Below are 18337 nucleotides of genomic sequence, written 5' to 3' on the forward strand. Positions count from 1 at the left end.
CAAATCACACCTTCGAGCGGCGCCCTCACGCACCACGAAAAGAACTGGCGGCCAGGTCCGGCACGGCAACGGCTCCGCGTATGCGGGAGGCCCGACTAGGGCGTGTCCTGCGGATCTTTTCCATGATCGTGTGCAGATGATGGTGTGTGGTCGGACGCGGTGAGCTGACAGATAAGGCCTGGGCAACGATCGCGCCGTTGCTGCCTGTGGAGACTGGTCGCAGGGGTGGGCGGTGGCGTAGTCACCGGCAGGTGATCAACGCGATCCTGTGGCATGAACGGACCGGTGCGCCGTGGCGTGACCTGCCGGAACGGTATGGGCCGTGGAAGACCGCTCATGAGCGGTTACGGAAGTGGACCGCGGACGGGACGTGGGACCGGATCCTGGAGCACGTGATCGTCAAAGACGACTCCCTCGGGACACTCGAGGACAACATCGAGTTTGTGATCAGTGTCGATTCCACGAGTGTGCGGGCGCATCAGCACGCGGCCGGCGCCCGGAAAAAAGGGGCTGCGCGGACTGGATCGAAGAGCTCGCCGTCGACGGAGAGTGCCTCGGGCGTTCCCGAGGCGGACTGACCACCAAACTCCACTTGGCTGTCGACGCCGCCGGTCTGCCGTTGGCGGTGATCCTCACGCCAGGGCAGGCCGGGGACAACCCGCAACTGCTTCCGCTGCTGGACGACATCCGTGACATCGAGGTGGACGGGCGGAAAGTACGGGTCGGGCGGGTGCTCGCCGACAAGGCCTACACCCACCCGAGCACCCGGAAGGCGCTGCGGGAGCGCAGGATCAAGGCCACCATTCCCGAACGTGCCGACCAGATCGCCCGCCGGAAGGCCAAGGGCAAGGCCGGTGGCAGGCCACCGGCCTTCGACCCTGACCTCTACAAGCTCCGCAACGTGGTCGAGCGCTGCTTCAACCGGCTCAAACAATTCCGTGGCTTGGCAACACGGTTCGCCAAACGAGCCGCCTACCACCGCGCCGAAATCATCCTCGCCTGCATCGTCCTGCACCTCCGATGAAGATCCCCAGGACACGCCCTAGGCAGGTGTCGCAGGTGAGGCGGTCGAACCGACGTAGAGGTTGAGCGAGCGAACCTCAGAGGCCAGGTCACCGGTGCGGACGACCTCGGCGTCGGGGTAGATCGCCATTCGGACTGGAAGTACTGCGCATCGACTCCGCTTCGGCACGCGAAGTCACCCCTTACTCTTGAGAACCTGACTCTTCCCGGCCGGGTGAGCGCGCCACCCGGGGGAGCGAATGTCCATTCCCGGCCTGGCGAGCCGGGCCGCTGTTCCGATTCGCTGGTTCCCTGGGCGCGCACCGCGTCCAGCCTTCTGTGAAAGGACGATCCCGTGAACAAGTATGTGGCGAGGGCCTTGACCGTGGCGGCCGTGCTGATGAGCACCTGCGCCGTCGCGCCCGTCGCGGCGGCCAGCGTCGAGGACTGTGTCGAACGCGCTGTCGCCGCTGGCGCCAACGAGCACCTTGCGGCCTTCGCCTGCCACGAAGACACCCTCACCAGTTGCTACCGCATCTTCCGCGACAACTACGGCATACAGCAGTGGGCACTGGAAGCCTGCCGCGCCCGCACCGACTGAACCGGCCGGGGGGCGGTGACTGCGAAGGCACCGCCCCCGACCGCTTTGGCCCGGTCCAGCGAACGAATGGTCCGCCATCGATGACGAACTCGAACTTCGGCACCGTGTCCACTATGGATACTGGCGGCGGGCAGCTCGCAATGGTGCCGGAGTCACCCCTACGTCCCGGCGATGGAGCGGAGTCGGGTGAACATCATCTGACTTGTCGATACAAGTGGTTGTGGCCGGTGCCCCGGCGTGCGAGCCTGGCAGTCATGACGACTGCGCGTTACGCCCGCTGGGACGGTACCGGACGGCCGTTCACCGTAGTGGAGGCTGGCGTGCCGGGCTCGTTGCGGCCCGGCGAGGTGCTGGCCCGGGTCGATCTCGCCACGGTGTGCGGCAGCGACCTGCACACGGTGCGTGGGCGCAGGTCCTCCCCCGCCCCCAGCGTGCTGGGGCACGAGCAGGTCGGCACCGTGCTGGCGTCGGCGCCCGGGCTCCGATGCGCGGACGGGACCCCCGTGACGCCCGGCCTTCGCATCGTGTGGTCGGTGACGGCGTCCTGCGGACGGTGTGACCGTTGTGTGCGGGACATGCCGCAGAAGTGCGCTGGTCTCCGCAAGTACGGGCACGAGCCACTGGACCCAGACGCGCCGTTCACCGGCGGGTTCGCCACGCACTGCGTGCTGCTGCCCGGCACGACGATCGTCGCCGTGCCGGACGGGCTGCCCGACGTGGTGGCAAGCCCGGCGTCCTGCGCCACCGCGACCGTGGCCGCCGCGCTCGCCGTGCCCGGCGACTTGGCCGGCCGCCGCGTGCTCGTGGCGGGCGCGGGCATGCTCGGCGTCACCGCCGTCGCCATGGCGACAGAACGTGGTGCCCACGTCGTCGCGGTCGACCCGCATCCCGCGCGGCGGGCGCGGGCGGCCCGGTTCGGCGCCGCCGAGACCGTGCCCGCCGCCGCACCCGGCGCGTTCGACGTCGCCGTCGAACTGTCGGGGGCGAGCGCTTCGGTCGCGGCCTGCCTGTCCGCTTTGGACATCGGGGGCGTCGCGGTGCTGGCGGGTTCCGTGTCGCCGGGCGAGCCGGTGCCGATCGACCCGGAACGTGTGGTGCGTAGCCTGCACACGGTCGTCGGGGTGCACAACTACCGGCCGGCCGACCTGCAGACGGCGGTCGACTTCCTTGCCGCCCACCAGGACCGTTATCCGTTCCACGAGCTGGTCGCCGGGCGGTACGCGTTGGCCGAACTGGACTCCGCGGTCGCGGCCGCCACGGGTGCCGCGCCGCGACAGGCTGTCGTGCCCGGCTAGAGGCGGGTCTGCGGGGACCGTGCTCCCCGGGTGTTGGTGACGGTTACGGTCGCCACGTCCGGGCGGTACCGGTCGTCCGACCATTCGATGGGTTCACCCGTAGAGCTGGTCGTCAGCCGCCGCTCACGCAGCAGCGGGTGCCCGGGCAGCACGCACAGCAGTGCCGCGTCGGTCGCGTCGGCCGCGACCGCGTCGAACGTGTGCCGCGCCGAGTGCAGGTCGACACCGCGCGCGGTGAGGAACGCGTAGATGGAGCCGGCGTTGAGGTCCGCGTCCAGCAGTGGCCTGCCGACGGACTCCACATAGGTCATCCGCTCCAGCATCGCGGGTTTGCCGTCCAGGAGCCGCAACCGCAGCAACTGCACGACGAGCTCACCCGGTTCCAGCCCGAGGGCCGCGGCGACCGCCGGATCCGGCTTGCGCAGGGCGATCTCCTCCAGTTGCTGCCCCGGCACGTGGCCGGTCAGCTCCGCGCGCCTGGTGAACGACTGGAACGACTCGAACGGCTGGGCGGGCACCGCGTCGAGCACGACCGGCCGCTTGCCCTGGCCACCCCCGATCAGCCCCTCCTCCCGCAGCGCGGCCAGTGCCTGGCGGACCGGGCCGCGAGAGGTGGAGAACTCCCGGCACAGCTCGGCTTCGGACGGCAGGGCATCGCCGACGGCGATCGCTCCGCCGCGGATGCGGTTGCGCAACTCGGTCGCCAGCTGCCGGTGCAAAGGGGTCGCCACAAGCTGACTCTACAAGTTTCCGGCCTCACCATGGGTAGCCCGGTCCTCGCAGATGAACAGCTGATGTCTTGTAGATACAAGACCTTCCGTTACCGGGCTGGGCTTGTCAGGATCCCTCGCGTGACATTCCTTGGACCGCCCCGCGACCTCGTTGTGGTCGGTGCGGGCATAGTCGGTCTCGCCCACGCGGTCGAAGCCGTCGCGCGTGGCCTCACGGTAACCGTCGTCGACCGCGACGACCGGCCCGTCGGCGCGTCGGTGCGGAATTTCGGCCACGGCTGCGTGACCGCGCAGATCGGTGAGGCGCTGGAGTTCGGCACCGCGGCACGGGAAACCTGGCTGAAGCTCGCGCGTGCCGCGGGTTTCTGGGCCGAGGAGACCGGCACCGTCGTCGTTGCCCGCTGCGCGGAAGAACGCGCCGCGCTCGAGGAACTGGCGGATACCCGTGGCCAGGACGACGTGGTGCTGCTCGACGCGGCCCGGCTCGCCGCGCACGTCCCGGTGGCCGGCCCGTTCGGTGGCGCCCTGCTGCCGCGCGACATCCGGGTCGACCAGCGGGCCGCCGCGTCCGCGATCGCGGCATGGCTCGCCGGGCAGCCCGGCGTCGAGGTCCACTGGGCCACGCCGGTGCTGGGCGTGGACGACGGGGTGGTGCGCACCGCGGCCGGTGACCTGCACGCGCGGCGGGTCGTGGTGTGCGTCGGCCACGACCTCGACCGGCTGCTGCCCGCGGTCGCCGCCGACGCGGGCCTGCGCCGGTGCGCGCTGCGGATGCTCCAGGTCCGGGTGCCGGGCGGGATCGCGGTGCGGCCGGCGGTGCTGACGGGCACGTCGATCCTGCGCTACCCGGCACTCGCCGCCACCGAGGGCGCGGCGGCACTGCGCGCCCGCATGGCGGCTGAGCACCCCTGCCTGCTCGCCGCCGACGTGAACCACATGCTCACCCAGCGCCCCGACGGTGACCTCGTCATCGGCGACACCCACCACTACGCCCGCACCCTCGACCCGTTCGACCCACCGAGCTCGGAGGCGTTGGACGACCTGCTGCTCGCCGAGACCCGGGCACTGCTCGGCGTCCCGGAGCTGCGGGTGATCCACCGCTGGCAAGGGGTGTACGCGTCAGCGGCCGGTGAGTTCCTCCGCGCCCGCGTCGCAACCGGGGTCACCGCCGTGACCGTCACCTCGGGCATCGGCATGACCACCGCCTTCGGTCTCGCCCCCGCCGTCCTCGACTCCTTCTGAATCCCAGGAGCTTCCTTTGCGCATCCCCCTGTTCGCCGCTGCCGCCTTGTCGGCCGCGCTGGTGCTCGCAGGCTGCGGCGCGAGCGCCGAGAACGCTTCCCCGACCTGCCCGAACGGCGAGGTCCGGTTCGGTGTCGAACCGTTCGAGGACCCGCAGAAGCTCACTCCCGCCGCCAAGGTCCTCGCCGACGCGCTGTCCGAGCAGCTGTCCTGCTCCGTGGAGCTGTCGATCACCGAGGACTACTCCGCCGAGGTCCTCGCGATGGAGAACGGCAGGCTGGACATCGCGATCTTCGGCCCCCTCGGCTACGTGTTCGCCAGCAAGCGGGCCGACGCCGAAGCGATCGTGTCGTTCGGCGACGCGCAGGGCGCGCTGTCCACCTACACGGCGGGCATCTGGGTGCCCGCAGACTCGCCGATCACCTCCGTGGAGCAGCTTCGCGGCCACACGCTCGCGCTCGGCTCGGTCGGCTCCACCTCCGGCGACGCCCTGCCGCGCAAGGCGATCGCGGACGCCGGACTGAAGGAAGCCGACGTGCGCATCGACTACGCGGGCGGGCACCCGGAGGCGTTGCTGGCGCTCACGAACGGCAAGGTCGACGCCGCCCAGCTCAACTCCCAGCAGCAGGCCAGCGCCACCGCGGCAGGCACGTTCGACGCGTCGAAGTACCGGCAGGTCTGGAAGTCCGAACCGATCCCGAACGACCCGATCACCGTGCGCGGCGACCTGGACCCGGCGTTCAAGCAGGCCGTCCGCGACGCGCTGCTCAACCTGCCGCCGAAGGCCGTCGGTGACATCGGCGCGCTGCTCGACGTCTCTCCCCCAGGCAAGCTCGTGCCGGTCGACGAGAAGACCTACCAGCCGCTGTTCGACCTGGCCACCACGCTCGGGCTGACCGAGGGTGACGTCTGATGCTGGCACTGACCGGGATCAGCGTCCGCTACGGCGACCGGCGCGTCCTGCACGACGTGGACGTCACCGTCGTGCGCGGTGAACTGCTCACGGTGCTCGGCGCCAACGGCTCGGGCAAGTCCACGCTGCTGCGAGCCGCGGCCGGCCTCGTGCCCACGGAGAGCGGCACGGTCACCGTCGCCGGCCGTCCACGCGGGCGGCTCGACGTCGCGATGGTGTTCCAGCAGATCCACCTCGTGCGCCGCAGGAGCGTGCTGGACAACGTGTGCTGTGGTGCGCTGGGCAGGCTGTCGCTGCGCCGCTCGATGCTGCCCGCCTTGTTCCCGCGCGAGGTGCGGGAGGAAGCGATGGCCTGCCTCGACCGCGTCGGCCTCGCCGACCGCGCGCACGACCGGGCAGGCAGCCTGTCCGGCGGCCAGCAGCAGCGGGTCGCCATCGCACGGGCACTGTGCCAGCGGGCAGGCGTGGTCTTGGCCGACGAGCCGGTCTCGGCACTGGACCCGGCGGCGGCGGAACAGGTCATGGCCCTGCTCGCCGAACTGGCGCACACGGAAGGGCTGGCGGTGCTCGCCGTGCTGCACCAGCCCGCACTCGCGGCCCGGCACGCCGACCGCCTGGTCGGCCTGCGCGCGGGCCACGTGGTGCTGGACGGCGCCCCGGACCAGCCCGTCGACGACCTCTACCGGGAGCGGGTCGCGGCATGACCACCACCTCACCGGCGCCGCCCCGGTTGGCGGTGCCCCGCAAGCCGAAGCGCGGCCGCGTGGCCGTCGCCGGCACGGTCGTCACGGTGGTCGTGATCGCCGCGCACGTCGTCGCGTGGGGCGCCACCGAAGTCTCCTTCGGCGCCCTGGTCGACGGCTGGCGCGGCATGGCCGACTTCCTCGACGAGGCGTTCCCGCCCGACCTCTCGTGGACGGTGCTCGGCCCGAGCCTCGAGGCGGCACTCGTGACGCTGTCGATCGGCCTGCTCGGCACCACCTTGTCGGTACCGCTGTCGCTGGTGCTGGCCCTGCTCGCCGCACGGCCCACCGCGCCCGCGCGGTGGGCCTACCAGGTGGCGCGTGCCGTGCTGTCGTTCCTGCGCGCGGTGCCGGACGTGGTGTTCGCGCTGGTGTTCGTGACCGCGGTCGGGCTCGGCCCCTTCCCCGGTGTGCTGGCGCTGGTCTGCCACAACGTCGGTGTCATGGGCAAACTGTGGGCCGAAGCGCTCGAAGACGCCGACCCCGGCCCGTCGCAGGCACTGCGGTCGGCGGGCGCGGGCCGCCTCCAGGTGGCGGCGCACGCGCTGCTGCCGACCGTCACACCACAACTCGTCGGACTGCTGATGTACCGCTTCGACGTCAACGTGCGCTCGTCGCTGGTCCTCGGCCTCGTCGGCGCGGGCGGTATCGGGTTCCTCATCAACCAGTCCATCAAGCTGTTCGAGTTCGACGAGATGCTCACCCACATCCTCGTGGTCCTCGTCCTCGTCATCGCGGTGGACCGACTATCCGCGGCCGTGCGCCGCAGACTGGGAAGCGCCTCGTGATCACCCTGGCGGCACTGGACATCGCGGGCACCACCATCGACGAGGGCGGGGCGGTCTACCGCGTACTCGCCGAGGTGGTGGCCGAACATGGCACCCCGGCCGGCGACGCGGAGATCCGCCACTGGATGGGCGCGGACAAACGCGCCGCGCTGGCGGCGCTCACCGGCGACCCGCACGCGGTGGAGGCACTGCACGCCCGATTCGCCGAGCGTTTGCGGGCCGCTTACGCCGAGCATCCACCCACCCCGGTACCCGGCGTGCCGGAGGCGCTCGAACGCCTGCGCGAAGCGGGCGTCCGGGTCGTCCTCACCACCGGGTTCGACCACGCTGTCACCGACCCGCTGCTCAGGTCCGTCGGCTGGCGGGTCGGCGACCACCTGGACGGCGTGGTGTGCGCGGAAGACGTGGCCGAGGGCCGGCCCGCACCCCACATGATCCACCACGCGATGCGGCTCACCGGAGTCACCGACCCCGCGCAGGTCCTCGCCGCCGGCGACACCGTGCTCGACATCAAGGCCGGGCTCGCGGCCGGAGTGGGGGTCGTGGCCGGAGTACTGACCGGCGCCCAGACCGCCGGCGAACTACAGGCCGCCGGCGCCACCCACATCCTCAACGGAGTCCACGACCTCCCCACCCTCACCGGTAGCGGCACCATGCGCGCACGGCGGTAGGGCCTACGTGCTGGCCTCGGTGGCGGTGCGATGGCGGTCCCGCCGGTGGGCTGAAAACTCGAGAGCCGCACGCTGACCGACGCGACGAGTCGGCTCACGCCCGGCAGCCCGGGAGCGGCCCGGATGCCATACCGCCGGTGCCGGGTTACGCTGAGAGAACTCGCGCCGGGAGGGCCCAGACCACGCGCTCGCGACGATCACCCTTCGACAGCTGACCAGGTTCCGCGCGCCGCGGGGGTCAGCGTGGTCAGGAGCCGATCGTGCCCCAACCCGTGACTTCCCTCGGGTGGACTTCACATCTTCGACACCCCGGACACCACCGCTGGATATCCGTTTCGCCGTCGTGCTCAGAGCGAGCGGTGAGAGCGCCGTGTCGACTACCTCAGCGCTGAGCACGGCCAGGGCCGAAGCGTTCGACCAGCGTCTGCCCCGTGCTCGTCGTGGACCACACCCCGCACACCGGCTCGACGGAGGAGTCGAATGAGCACCGAGCGAGCGCAGACGGCCAGTGAGCCGACGTGGGTCGGCGCCTCGGAGGTCAGCGAGCCCGACCGGCTGATCGCCATCGTGTACCGCATCGCCCGGCGTACCGGCCGATCGCCCGCGGCCGCTGCTCGGCTGTGCATCCGGCTGGTACCGCAGATGGTCTCGGCGCCGTCCGGCGAGCGGCGCGACCGGCTCGCCGCGGCGCGACGCGGGCGGAGCGCGCTCGCCGACACGTTGCGTACCCGTAGCCGTAACCGCGACACCGGGGTGTTCGACGAAGCGCTGAACGAGGCGGTGCTGATGGACGAGCTGGCGCTGCTGCCGCCACGTCAGCGCTTCACCGTCTGGGCGATGGCCATCGAGCACCGCACTGTCTCGGAGGTCATCGCGGAGACCGGATGGACCAGCACCCAGGTCATGCGACTGCTCAACGCGGGACTGTCCACAATCACCACGTGGGTTACACGGCACGATGAGAGCAGGGCGCCCGCAGAACGAACATGAGCCAACGGATCCGGGGCAGGTGGCCCGGAGGGCCGCGCCCGGCGTGAACGTATGGCGGGTATCAGCGAAGGCGAATTCGCGCCGCCGCTCCAGGATCAAGCTCATCACTGGCGCCGCGATCTAGACCGGGACCCTGTGCGGCGCCGAAACGCCCGGGCGTTGAGGGCCCCGCAATCCAGTGCGACTTCGTTGCCACGACGGTCCATGACCTTCTCATCATCTCTGATGGGGGACGTAAGCCTGAGTCCAGTGTGGATCGTGGCTTCGCTACGACGATGAAGTGGTACGCCTGGCTCCACGAACACTCGCCAAGGTGAACCACCACCCCTTCGCTGCCTGGGCTGTGCGTGAACTACCGCCTGCTTGGAAGCGGAACACGCGCGGCGGGGGTGGTGGTCACCGAGACGGTTACTGGGTGAAGGCGACCCCGACCGGCTTGGTCAGCAGCGGCGCGATGAGGTTCGCGCGTCCGGACGTGAGGTTGACCTTGACCAGAGCGGAGACCGGCAGTGCTCCGCCGAGGCGGACCGCGGCGACGGCGTGCTCAGCGGAGCCCGGTGTGCCGATGTCGAATCCGTTGACCGAGGTGATGTTCACCCCGAGCCGTCCGACGGTGAAGAGCTGGCCGGTGTTGGGCGAGACCGGCGGGGTGACACCGGGTTTGGTGCCTTGCAGCACCAGGGTGTCCTTGGCCGAATCCAGCCCGTACAGGGCGGTGGTGGTGGCTCCGGCCACGCTGTTGGTGTAGCCGGAGGCGGCGACCTGTGGGCGGGCACCCGTGTGCTGGTCGCCGGGTGCGTAGGCGAGTGTGCTGTCGGTCGCGGCGACGGCGCCGGTATCCGGGTGCAGGCGCAGGTTCTGGCCGGTGTCGGTGACCAGCCTGATCCGGTCGACGGTGGGGTTGAAGTCGAACCCGGCCGCCTTGCCCTCGACGGGAACGGGTGCGCCGATCGCGGTGGCTTTGCCCGACCGCGCATCGACGGTGTAGAGCTCCGCTGGTCAGCACCGAGGCCGGACGGCCGATGCCTTCAGAGGTCATTCGCCACCGCAGCGGTACCGGATTGGTCCTCACCGGCTGGCAACCCGGCGAGAGCGAGCGACCGCCAGGCCCATGAACAACACGATGAGGCAGTTCGAGCAGAGAGCGGAGTAGATCCGTCCCCTCACCCGTCCCGCCGGGCGAGGGGATTCTCGGCTGAGCCCGCACGGTGCTCCGGACCCGTCCTGGAGTGGATGTGTCCGGACCGTCGACTTTCAGTCGGCTCGAACGGTATACGGAATTTCCACCGTGGACTGTGCGCCTTCGCCTGCGGTGGCGCTGGTGCGCAGCGTCGAGGCGCTGGAACCAATGGCGCTCCAGACCTCCAGTTTGACGCACCCACCCGTCAGGTCGACGGGAGCTCCCGTCTGAGATCTGAGCCCACTCGCCTGGGTGTAGGTTTCCCGGCCTGGGAACGGGTCGGTGGCGAAGTAGTTGTAGGTCTCCGATCGGGTGTAGGCGCCCGAACCGGTGGGGTCACAAGAAATCCGGGCCTGCACGCCGTTGGCGACACTGTTGCCGGAGTCCACGTGCAGTGCGAATCGGGCCGTCCTGCTCGGGTCGTGCGTGCCGGTGATGCCGCACGTGGTGTAGACGCGAGCGTCGGTGGGCGTGCCGTCGTGGTTGCCGCCGCCGGCCGCGGTGATGGTGTCCTCGCGGGCGCCGTCGCCGCCTGCGGTGGTCAGGGAACTGGGACTGACCAGCCGCAGCGTCGGGCTGGCCACCGGCGGGTTGGGTTCGCCGGGAACGGCGTTGCCGCCGGACCATGTGTGCGCGCCCGTGGTGGCGGTCTTGCCTGGCTCTACGACCAGCGTGGTGCCGTCGGAGAAGCGCACGGTTCGGCTGGCGTCGCTGAGGTTCGTGGCGACGTAGGTCCGTGTACCGTTCTTGCTGAACACCGCGTGCAGCGGGTGGTCGGCCGTCACGCTGGTGTCGACCTGGCCGAGGGCGCTGAGGCTCAACGGTCAGGAAGAACCGTCACCCGCGTGTTCCGCCGTTCGAGGAAGCAACAGCTTCGACAGGTGGCCGCCCTCGGGCATAGCGTGTCGCGGTGGATCACTGTCTTGAGTGCGACTTCACCTACGACGAGGACGACGCCCCGGCCGCCGCGCGGACGGTCAGGGACGGTGTCGCCGAGGTCGCGGCCATCCTGCGGGCCCACCGGATCGGCGACTTGCGGACCCGGCCGCGTCCTGGCGTGTGGTCGCCATTGGAGTACGGCTGTCACGTGCGGGACGTGCTGCTCGTGCAGCGGGAACGGGTGCTCACCGCGCGTCGGACCGCTCGGCCGGTCTGCGCGCCGATGGGCCGGGATGAGCGGGTCGAGCACGACGGTTACGCCGAGCAGGACCCCGGCGATGTCGCCCGCCAACTCCTCGACGCGGCCCGGTTGTTCGGCACCGTGCTCGATCGGCTGGGACCGGACTGGGAGCGCACTCTCCTGTATCCGTATCCGAGCTCCGAACCGCGTGAGCGATCACTTCGGTGGGTGGCGGTGCACACCGTCCACGAGGTGCGCCACCACCTGCTCGACATCCGCCGGCAAGTGAGCTGAGCGCGTCACCTGGACCGGCTGAACCGGGAAGCCGTAGTCGGCGCCGCCGCCGGAGTGATCGGCGGAATGACTCTCGACGGCGGGAACAAGGGCTGAACGAGAGCACCGACGGCGGACGTGGACACCTCATCCCCAGGTTTCGCGCCACGGAGGTGGAGGTATGGACCGCACACGTTGTTCGCGCTGAGCTTGCCGTTGCTCTTGATGGTGACAGCACTGATGATGGACGGAGTGGAGCGGCGGACACCGGACCACTGTGGACAGTCACCATGGTCGGCCACGCCCGGCGCCAGGGCGACATCATCATCGTCGGCGCGGAAAACCACCTCGCGAGCACCGGCCGTCGATGGCCAGGGAGTCCCACCGCCTGAACGTGGAACAGCATTCCCCTGACCAAAGCGCCGATTCGACATTGCCCGGTAGGCCCGCTTCGGAGCTCACCAAAGCTTACGTGAGGGCTCCTGGCATCGATGTCATCCGAGGCAGGCCCGGACGGCGTTGGCCAGGTTGGTGGCGCGTGGGTCATCGGGGCGGAAGTTCCAGAGGTTGGTGACGTAGCCGAAGCCGACACGGGCGTCGGGATCGGCGAAGCCGACTGATCCGCCGGAGCCCGGATGGCCGAACGATGCCGGGCTGAGCATCGGATAGGGCGGGCAGGCTCGCCAGAACCCGAGGGACATGTTGAAGGAGCGATCGGCGGGGATGGTCAACCCTGCCGGGAGTCCATGCATGGGTGTCCGATCGGTGTGGATCTCCGTCGCCGCCCTCACGGTTCTGGGGTTGAGCAGCCGCACACCGTCGACGTCGCTGACGGTCGCGGCGTACATGCGGGCGATCGAGTGCGCGTCGGCGACCATGTTCGCGGCCGGGAATTCCGCCGCACGCCACGCACGGGTGGTGAAGTAGTCGGAGCTGGTGAAAGCGCCGCCGAGTTCGCCGGCGCGGATCGCGACGGAGCCTGGGCTGTACAGGGCGTTGACCCAGGCGGTGACCGTGTCCTTGTCGAGTCCGGTCACCTTGATCAGCCCGGCGAGCAACTCCTCCACGCTGAACGGGGCAGTGTTGTGGATCCCGGCCACCCGATTCTCGTGTTTCCCGGGTAACCCGATCCAGGCGCTGAGTCCGAGGGGACGGGCCACCTCGTCGGCGAAGAACGTGCCGAGTGACTTGCCGGTGATGCGGCGCACGAGCTCGCCGACGAGGAATCCGTAGGTGTTGGCGTGGTAGATGTGCTGGGTGCCCGGCTCCCACAGCGGCTTCTGCGCCTCGAGGGCGCGGATGACCGGGTCCCAGGCGCAGGCCTGCTCGAAGGTCAGCGGCCCGTCGACGATCGGTAGGCCGGCCTGGTGCGAGAGCAGCCAGCGCACCGGGATCCCTTCTTTGCCTGCCGCACCGAACTCCGGCCAGTACTGGACCACCGGGGCGTCCAGGTCCAGCGCACCGCGCTGGACCAGCAGGTGGGCACAGATCGCGGTCGCGCCCTTTGTCGTGGACGCTACCTGCATGATGGTGTTCTTGCGCCAAGGCCGGTTCGTCGCGCGATCGGCGAGACCGTCCCACAGGTTGACCACGAGACGGCCGTTCACGTAGACACCGCACGCCGCACCGACCTCGCCGGGGCCGTCGAAGTTCGCACGGAAGGCATCGGCGACCTTCCCCCAGCCGCGCGCGACACCGCGCTCACCACCGTCGGAGCCGGAAACACTCGCGGAGGCGGTGCCGGCGGCGGCCAGCGCACCGGCGGCCAGCGCGCCCCCCAGCACGGTCCGGCGCCGGAGATTCCCCTTACCCGGCGTCCCGTTCGTCGCTTTCTCCATGCTGAAATCCCTTCTGGAAATCCGTACTCGGAGTTTCGAAGATCTTGCGAACAGTGGCGAACTCACACGGTCGCGTAGTGGAGGACGATGTCGTCGAGCCGGGTGCGGGCGTAAAGGGTCACCTTGTCGTCGAGCTCGCCCATGTTGTCCCGCACAGGCAGGGAGTTGCGCACGACGCCCTTCGTGCTCTCGGCGTCGACCGAAGCGGCGGCGCCCACACCGATGCCCACCTCGATACCCCCCGAGGCGTTCGTCAGCTCCGCCTGACCGCGCTCGATCCGGCCGATCCGGATCGGGCAGTCGGCCGCTGCGGCGATGACACCGCCCTCGGCACGGTCGATGTCGAAGCTGCCGTTCGAGCCACCGAACTCCACCTCGGACATGGCGTGACCGATCCAGACCTGCCCGGTCGAACCCGCGTACTTGAACACACCTTCGACCGTGCCGATCCGCACCGCGGCCGTACCGCCTTCGATGTCGGCGGGCCCGGCGATGTGCCCGATCTCGACCCCACCCGCCGAGAGGTTCGCCTGGAGCGCGGCGATGCGATCGAGCCGGATCTGCCCCGAAGCGACGTTCAACGCACAGTCGCCGAGCTGACCCGCCGCGTGCACGTCCGTCCACGCCGTGTTCAGGACCAGCCTGGAGCCGGCCGGCATCTCGATCGTGACCACGACAGAGCCGTTCTTGCCGCCCGACTTGGTCGTCTTGACCGACAGCTCTCCCGCGAGGAAACCGACCTTGGTGTTCGCCGCTACCCGCACGTCCGACTTGTTCGCACTGTCGACGGGCTCGACCAGCACCACGGTGTCCGGCCGCTCGCTCGCGACGACCCGCACCCGGGCACCCGCGGTGGTCAGCGTCGCGGTGACCGGCTCCGGCGTGAGGAACCTACCCATGACCCTCTCCCTACTGTGTTGCCGAGTTGATGCGACCACGTTCGCCGAAGGCCCGGACACGCAGCTGACACGGCTCAGACACCGACCAGACGAGCTGGCACCGCCGGTGTCAGTTCGCGGGTTCGACGAAAGTCCGGCGCCCGGCAAGCGCCATTCCGCACGGCGTGAACTACTCGCTGGTGCGGCGAAGGACCACCACCCGGTCACCGGCCGCCAGCCGGAGTGACGCCGCCTCTGGGCCCACCCGCCAGGTGCCGTTGCGCAGCACCCCCACGACAGCAGGCCCGCACTCGCCGGTCCGCAGCCCGATCTCCGAAGACTGCACAGGCCGTGACTGCGCGGTCCAGCCCGTCTTCGCCTCCGTGAGCGGTGTGGTGCGGCGACCGAGCGCGGCGGCGGCCATCGCCCCACCGGCGGTCTCGGCGAAGACGATGACCTCGGACGCACCGCACCGGCGCAGGAACCTCGCGTGGGCGTGCTCACCGATCGCGGCGACCACGACCGCCTCCGGCCCGCACAATCCGCGTACCGCCATGGTGATCAGCACGGCGGAGGCGTCGGGCTGCACCGCGATCACCACACTGGCCGCATCGCCGATCCCGGCACGGCGCAGCACCCACCGGTCCCCACCGTCGCCCAGCAGCGCGCGGACACCCAGCGCGGCCGCCTCCTCGATCGCCGGCGGATGGTGATCGACGACAGTGACGTCACCGGGTTCCACGCCGCCCCGCAACAGCAGGCGCGTCGCGCCCAGGCCCACACTGCCGAAGCCGATCACCACGGTATGGCCGCTCATCGACATCTCCCCCGGCCGCCGGTCCGGGCGTGAGTAGAGCAAACAGCCACTCCACCCGGAAGCGCCTCGCGAGGTTCTTTACTCGCTCTTTGCGCACTCGCCGGTGGCCGTAAAGATGCCGCAAAGAAACCCGCGTTGACCGCGCGCTCTCCGCCGGATTCCGGGACAACAACGATCGACTCCGGCGACGAGAACCGCTAGCGAGCGCAGGGGAGGCAGTGTGGACAGCACGGACGAGGTGACGGTGCCGGCCTCGATGGAGTGCCCGGTCCGGGCACCGCAGCCGGCGAGCCGCAGGGCGCGCTGGCTGCTGCAGCACCGTGTGCCGCCGGTCGGCCCGGAGAGCGAGGGACACGGCAACCCGCAGTCATGGTGGAAGGTGATGTGTCTGACCGGCGTGGACTACTTCTCCACGCTGTCCTACCTGCCCGGTATCGCCGCACTGGCCGCCGGGGCGCTGTCCCCGCTGGCCACGCTGCTGATCGTCGCGCTGACCCTGCTGGGCATGCTGCCGATGTACTGGCGGGTGGCCAGGGAAAGCCCGCACGGCCAAGGATCCGTGGCGATGCTCGAAAAGCTGCTGCCGTTCTGGCGCGGCAAGCTGTTCGTGCTGGTGCTGCTCGGGTTCGTCGCGACGTCGTGGATCATCACCATCACGCTGTCCTCCGCCGACGCCACCGTGCACCTGCTGGAGAACCCCGCCATCCCCGGCTTCCTGCACGGGCAGGAAGTCCTCATCACCGTGGTCTTGCTGCTCGTGCTCGGCGGGGTGTTCCTGCTCGGCTTCAGCGAGGCGGTCGGCGTGGCCATCCCGCTGGTGGCGATCTTCCTCCTGCTCAACGCGATCGTCGTCGGCACGGGCGTGGTGGAACTGTTCGCCCACCCCGAAACGCTCGACCGGTGGACCGACGCGCTGACCTCCGGCGGTGACTTCGTCGGCCCCGCGCTCATCGCCTTCCCCCTGCTGGTGCTCGGTCTGTCCGGGTTCGAAACCGGGGTGAGCATGATGCCGCTGGTCGCCGCCCGCGGGAAAACCCCGGAAGAACGGCTGGAAGCCCGGATCCGCAACACCCGGCGGCTGCTCACGACCGCCGCGCTGATCATGTCGGTGTACCTGATCAGCACCAGCTTCATCACCACCGTGCTGATCCCGCCGGAGCAGTTCGCCCAGGGCGGCGAAGCCAACGGCCGGGCGCTGGCCTACCTCGCCCACGAGCACCTCGGCGGGATCTTCGGCACCGCCTACGACATCAGCAGCGTCCTGATCCTGTGGTTCGCCGGCGCCTCGGCGATGGCCGGGCTGATCAACATCGTGCCGCGGTACCTGCCCACCTACGGCATGGCCCCGGAATGGGGCCGCGCCGTGCGCCCGGTGGTCCTGGTCTACACGCTGATCAGCGTCCTGATCACCATCATCTTCGGCGCCGACGTCAACGCCCAGGCCGGCGCCTACGCCACCGGCATCCTCGCGATGATGGTCTCCGGCGCGGTCGCGGTCACCATCTCCGCGGCCCGCCGCAAGCAGTGGCGAGCCTGCACCGGCTTCACCGTGCTCACTTTGGTCCTGTCCTACGCACTCGGCGCGAACGTCGTCGAGAAACCCGACGGCATCCTGATCTCCGCGGCGTTCATCGGCGGCATCATCGTGGTCTCGCTGATCTCCCGGATCTCCCGCACCACCGAGCTACGGGCCGACCGGATCGAATTCGACGACGCCGCCCGCCGATTCGTCAGCGACTCCCTGCGCTTCGACGGCGCCCTCGACATCATCGCCAACAAACGCCAAGCGGGCGACGCGGCCGAGTACGCCGCCAAGGAAGGCGAGCAGCGCGGGATCAACCCGGTCCCCCGCTCAGCCGACGTGCTGTTCCTGGAGATCGAGGTGGTCGATCCCTCCGACTTCAGCGACGTGCTCAGCGTGCGCGGCATCGAGGTCGACGGTCACCGGATCCTGCGCGCGCAGAGCCCGGCGGTCCCGAACGCCATCGCGGCCATCCTGCTCGCCCTGCGCGACGCCACCGGTGTGCGCCCGCACTGCTACTTCGAATGGTCCGAAGGAAGCCCGCTCGGCCACCTGTTCCGCTACCTCCTGCTCGGCCGCGGTGACACCCCACCCGTGGTCCGGGAAATCCTGCGACAGCAGGACCCGGCCCCGGAACGCCGGCCCGGGATCCACGTCGGCGGATAAACAGCTGAAGCGCGGCGGCGCTGTCGGCGGCCGCGCACACCGTCGACCAGGAATACCGGACCGCCGCCGTTTCCCACACCCCGATGGAACCGTGCACGACTCCAGAAAGGCTGTTGTAGCGCGGGTCAGCTCTTCGGGATGGAAACCGCGTTGTAGGGCGTTTCCGGGGTGGGCGGGGTGGTGAACCTGGCGTTGGGCAGGTACAGGCGCTTGCCGTGGGAAGCGACCGTCGTGGGCACGTCGAAGCGCGGGTCGGTGATCCGCTCCCGCAGCTTCGCGTGGCTGCCGTCCTCGGCGATGGTGAACACGGCGACGGCGTTGGACCGGTTCTGCACCACGTACAGCGTGCGGCCCCGGACCAGCAGGCCGTCGCCGTTGACCAGCGATTCGCCGCCGAGGTCGACCAGTTCGGTTTCGCCGGTCTTCTTGTCCACCAGGTGCAACTGAGCGGTGACGCTCTGCACGATGAGCAGGGACCGCCCGTCGGGGGTTTCGGCGATGCCGTTCGCGTTGAAGGCGCCGGGCGTCACGACGAAGTCACCGGTGAGCGGAAGGGTGGTGTGGGCGTCGGGCAGCTTGCCGCGCCTGCCGAAGGGGACGCGGTAGAGCACGGCCTTGCGGGAGTCGGTGAAGTACGTCGCCTCGTCGGTGAGCACGACGTCGTTGACGAAGGTGTCGGCGTCGGCGAACTTGTAGCTCTTGATCAGGTTTCCGGTTTTCGCGTCCACCACCCGCGCGTCCCCGGCGGCGCCACCGGCGACGAACAGCCGGTTGTGCTTGTCCGCCTTCAGCCCGACCGACTGGGTGCCGGGGCCCTGGCTGAACACCTCGCCCTTCCCGGTGCGGAGGTCGACGCGGAACAGGTCGCCGTCGGCGAGTGAGCCGAAGTAGGCGATGGGAGCGTGGCCGATCGCGATGCCCTCGGGCTGGAATCCGTTGGGCAGCGGCAATTCGGTGGAGAACGAGAGTGACGGCGCGGCGGCGGCCGGTGCGGCCGTCACGAGTGAAACGCCGAGGATCACGGCGGCGAGCGCGCCGAAGGTGCGGGACATGCTTCTCCTCATGGG

16 protein-coding genes and 2 pseudogenes are annotated in these 18337 nt (G+C 69.9%); 11 read left to right on the forward strand and 7 right to left on the reverse strand.

Annotation, left to right across the window (positions count from 1 at the left end; all coding sequences use genetic code 11):
* Positions 1 to 206: 206 nt before the first annotated feature.
* The 3 genes and pseudogenes from JOM49_RS34635 (at position 207) to JOM49_RS34645 (ending at position 2898) form a co-directional block, all read left to right on the forward strand.
* Positions 207 to 1024: pseudogene (locus JOM49_RS34635) on the forward strand (IS5 family transposase).
* 333 nt (positions 1025 to 1357) lie between these two features.
* Positions 1358 to 1603, forward strand: coding sequence for a hypothetical protein (locus JOM49_RS34640; RefSeq protein ID WP_209668362.1), 246 nt, complete (start codon positions 1358 to 1360; stop codon positions 1601 to 1603).
* Between the two features lie 254 nt (positions 1604 to 1857).
* Complete coding sequence (locus JOM49_RS34645) at positions 1858 to 2898, forward strand: alcohol dehydrogenase catalytic domain-containing protein (protein ID WP_209668363.1); 1041 nt, start codon at positions 1858 to 1860, stop codon at positions 2896 to 2898.
* Here the strand turns inward: JOM49_RS34645 and JOM49_RS34650 are convergent.
* Complete coding sequence (locus JOM49_RS34650) at positions 2895 to 3629, reverse strand: GntR family transcriptional regulator (protein WP_209668364.1); 735 nt, start codon at positions 3627 to 3629, stop codon at positions 2895 to 2897. The genes JOM49_RS34645 and JOM49_RS34650 overlap by 4 nt on opposite strands.
* A gap of 120 nt (positions 3630 to 3749) precedes the next feature.
* Here JOM49_RS34650 and JOM49_RS34655 point away from each other — a divergent pair, with 120 nt between their 5' ends.
* The 6 genes from JOM49_RS34655 to JOM49_RS34680 all read left to right on the forward strand — a co-directional run bounded on the left by JOM49_RS34655 (position 3750) and on the right by JOM49_RS34680 (position 8976).
* Positions 3750 to 4871 carry a TIGR03364 family FAD-dependent oxidoreductase gene (locus tag JOM49_RS34655; protein WP_308158970.1) on the forward strand — a complete coding sequence of 374 codons (1122 nt, stop codon included), beginning with the start codon at positions 3750 to 3752 and terminating at the stop codon, positions 4869 to 4871.
* A 16-nt stretch (positions 4872 to 4887) separates the two neighbouring features.
* Positions 4888 to 5784, forward strand: a complete 897-nt coding sequence (locus JOM49_RS34660) for a phosphate/phosphite/phosphonate ABC transporter substrate-binding protein (RefSeq protein WP_245369571.1) — start codon at positions 4888 to 4890, stop codon at positions 5782 to 5784.
* Complete coding sequence (locus tag JOM49_RS34665) at positions 5784 to 6488, forward strand: phosphonate ABC transporter ATP-binding protein (RefSeq protein WP_209668366.1); 705 nt, start codon at positions 5784 to 5786, stop codon at positions 6486 to 6488. Before JOM49_RS34660 ends, JOM49_RS34665 begins: the two co-directional genes overlap by 1 nt.
* Positions 6485 to 7315, forward strand: a complete 831-nt coding sequence (gene phnE / locus JOM49_RS34670) for a phosphonate ABC transporter, permease protein PhnE (RefSeq protein ID WP_209668367.1) — start codon at positions 6485 to 6487, stop codon at positions 7313 to 7315. Before JOM49_RS34665 ends, phnE begins: the two co-directional genes overlap by 4 nt.
* The gene (locus JOM49_RS34675; RefSeq protein WP_209668368.1) at positions 7312 to 7986 is read left to right on the forward strand and encodes a phosphonatase-like hydrolase; all 675 of its coding nucleotides are present in this window, start codon (positions 7312 to 7314) and stop codon (positions 7984 to 7986) included. The genes phnE and JOM49_RS34675 overlap by 4 nt, the downstream gene beginning before the upstream one ends.
* 480 nt (positions 7987 to 8466) lie before the next feature.
* Positions 8467 to 8976, forward strand: a complete 510-nt coding sequence (locus JOM49_RS34680; RefSeq protein ID WP_209668369.1) for a hypothetical protein — start codon at positions 8467 to 8469, stop codon at positions 8974 to 8976.
* Between the two features lie 408 nt (positions 8977 to 9384).
* Here the strand turns inward: JOM49_RS34680 and JOM49_RS34685 are convergent.
* Positions 9385 to 9957, reverse strand: a pseudogene (locus JOM49_RS34685) (DUF4394 domain-containing protein); the annotation flags it as partial.
* A 273-nt stretch (positions 9958 to 10230) separates the two neighbouring features.
* On the reverse strand, positions 10231 to 10977 hold the full coding sequence (locus JOM49_RS34690; RefSeq protein ID WP_209668370.1) for a hypothetical protein: 747 nt from the start codon (positions 10975 to 10977) through the stop codon (positions 10231 to 10233).
* An 89-nt stretch (positions 10978 to 11066) separates the two neighbouring features.
* On the opposite strand from JOM49_RS34690, the gene JOM49_RS34695 reads away from it, so the two are divergent.
* Complete coding sequence (locus JOM49_RS34695) at positions 11067 to 11570, forward strand: DinB family protein (protein ID WP_209668371.1); 504 nt, start codon at positions 11067 to 11069, stop codon at positions 11568 to 11570.
* A 473-nt stretch (positions 11571 to 12043) separates the two neighbouring features.
* Here JOM49_RS34695 and JOM49_RS34700 read toward each other — a convergent pair whose 3' ends face one another.
* The 3 genes from JOM49_RS34700 to JOM49_RS34710 form a co-directional block, all read right to left on the reverse strand.
* Entirely contained in the window at positions 12044 to 13387 is a 1344-nt protein-coding gene (locus JOM49_RS34700) for a serine hydrolase domain-containing protein (RefSeq protein ID WP_209668372.1), read from the reverse strand.
* Positions 13388 to 13449: 62 nt separating this feature from the next.
* Positions 13450 to 14286, reverse strand: coding sequence for a DUF4097 family beta strand repeat-containing protein (locus JOM49_RS34705; protein WP_209668373.1), 837 nt, complete (start codon positions 14284 to 14286; stop codon positions 13450 to 13452).
* Positions 14287 to 14455: 169 nt separating this feature from the next.
* Entirely contained in the window at positions 14456 to 15082 is a 627-nt protein-coding gene (locus tag JOM49_RS34710; RefSeq protein WP_209668374.1) for an NAD(P)-binding protein, read from the reverse strand.
* A gap of 256 nt (positions 15083 to 15338) precedes the next feature.
* Here JOM49_RS34710 and JOM49_RS34715 point away from each other — a divergent pair, with 256 nt between their 5' ends.
* Positions 15339 to 17270, forward strand: a complete 1932-nt coding sequence (locus tag JOM49_RS34715; RefSeq protein WP_245371347.1) for an APC family permease — start codon at positions 15339 to 15341, stop codon at positions 17268 to 17270.
* Between the two features lie 125 nt (positions 17271 to 17395).
* On the opposite strand, the gene JOM49_RS34720 is transcribed toward JOM49_RS34715, so the two are convergent.
* Complete coding sequence (locus JOM49_RS34720) at positions 17396 to 18322, reverse strand: SMP-30/gluconolactonase/LRE family protein (RefSeq protein WP_209668376.1); 927 nt, start codon at positions 18320 to 18322, stop codon at positions 17396 to 17398.
* Positions 18323 to 18337 lie beyond the last annotated feature (15 nt).

This window comes from Amycolatopsis magusensis (assembly GCF_017875555.1).
In the GTDB taxonomy this organism is placed as follows: Bacteria; Actinomycetota; Actinomycetes; order Mycobacteriales; family Pseudonocardiaceae; genus Amycolatopsis; species Amycolatopsis magusensis.

Bases quoted from the DNA above. Each gene is read 5' to 3' on its own strand.
- JOM49_RS34645 (WP_209668363.1), top strand. From the start codon at position 1,858: ATGACGACTGCGCGTTACGCCCGCTGGGACGGTACCGGACGGCCGTTC.
- JOM49_RS34665 (WP_209668366.1), top strand. From the start codon at position 5,784: ATGCTGGCACTGACCGGGATCAGCGTCCGCTACGGCGACCGGCGCGTC.
- phnE (WP_209668367.1), top strand. From the start codon at position 6,485: ATGACCACCACCTCACCGGCGCCGCCCCGGTTGGCGGTGCCCCGCAAG.
- JOM49_RS34680 (WP_209668369.1), top strand. From the start codon at position 8,467: ATGAGCACCGAGCGAGCGCAGACGGCCAGTGAGCCGACGTGGGTCGGC.
- JOM49_RS34700 (WP_209668372.1), bottom strand. From the start codon at position 13,387: ATGGAGAAAGCGACGAACGGGACGCCGGGTAAGGGGAATCTCCGGCGC.
- JOM49_RS34705 (WP_209668373.1), bottom strand. From the start codon at position 14,286: ATGGGTAGGTTCCTCACGCCGGAGCCGGTCACCGCGACGCTGACCACC.
- JOM49_RS34710 (WP_209668374.1), bottom strand. From the start codon at position 15,082: ATGAGCGGCCATACCGTGGTGATCGGCTTCGGCAGTGTGGGCCTGGGC.
- JOM49_RS34715 (WP_245371347.1), top strand. From the start codon at position 15,339: ATGGAGTGCCCGGTCCGGGCACCGCAGCCGGCGAGCCGCAGGGCGCGC.
- JOM49_RS34720 (WP_209668376.1), bottom strand. From the start codon at position 18,322: ATGTCCCGCACCTTCGGCGCGCTCGCCGCCGTGATCCTCGGCGTTTCA.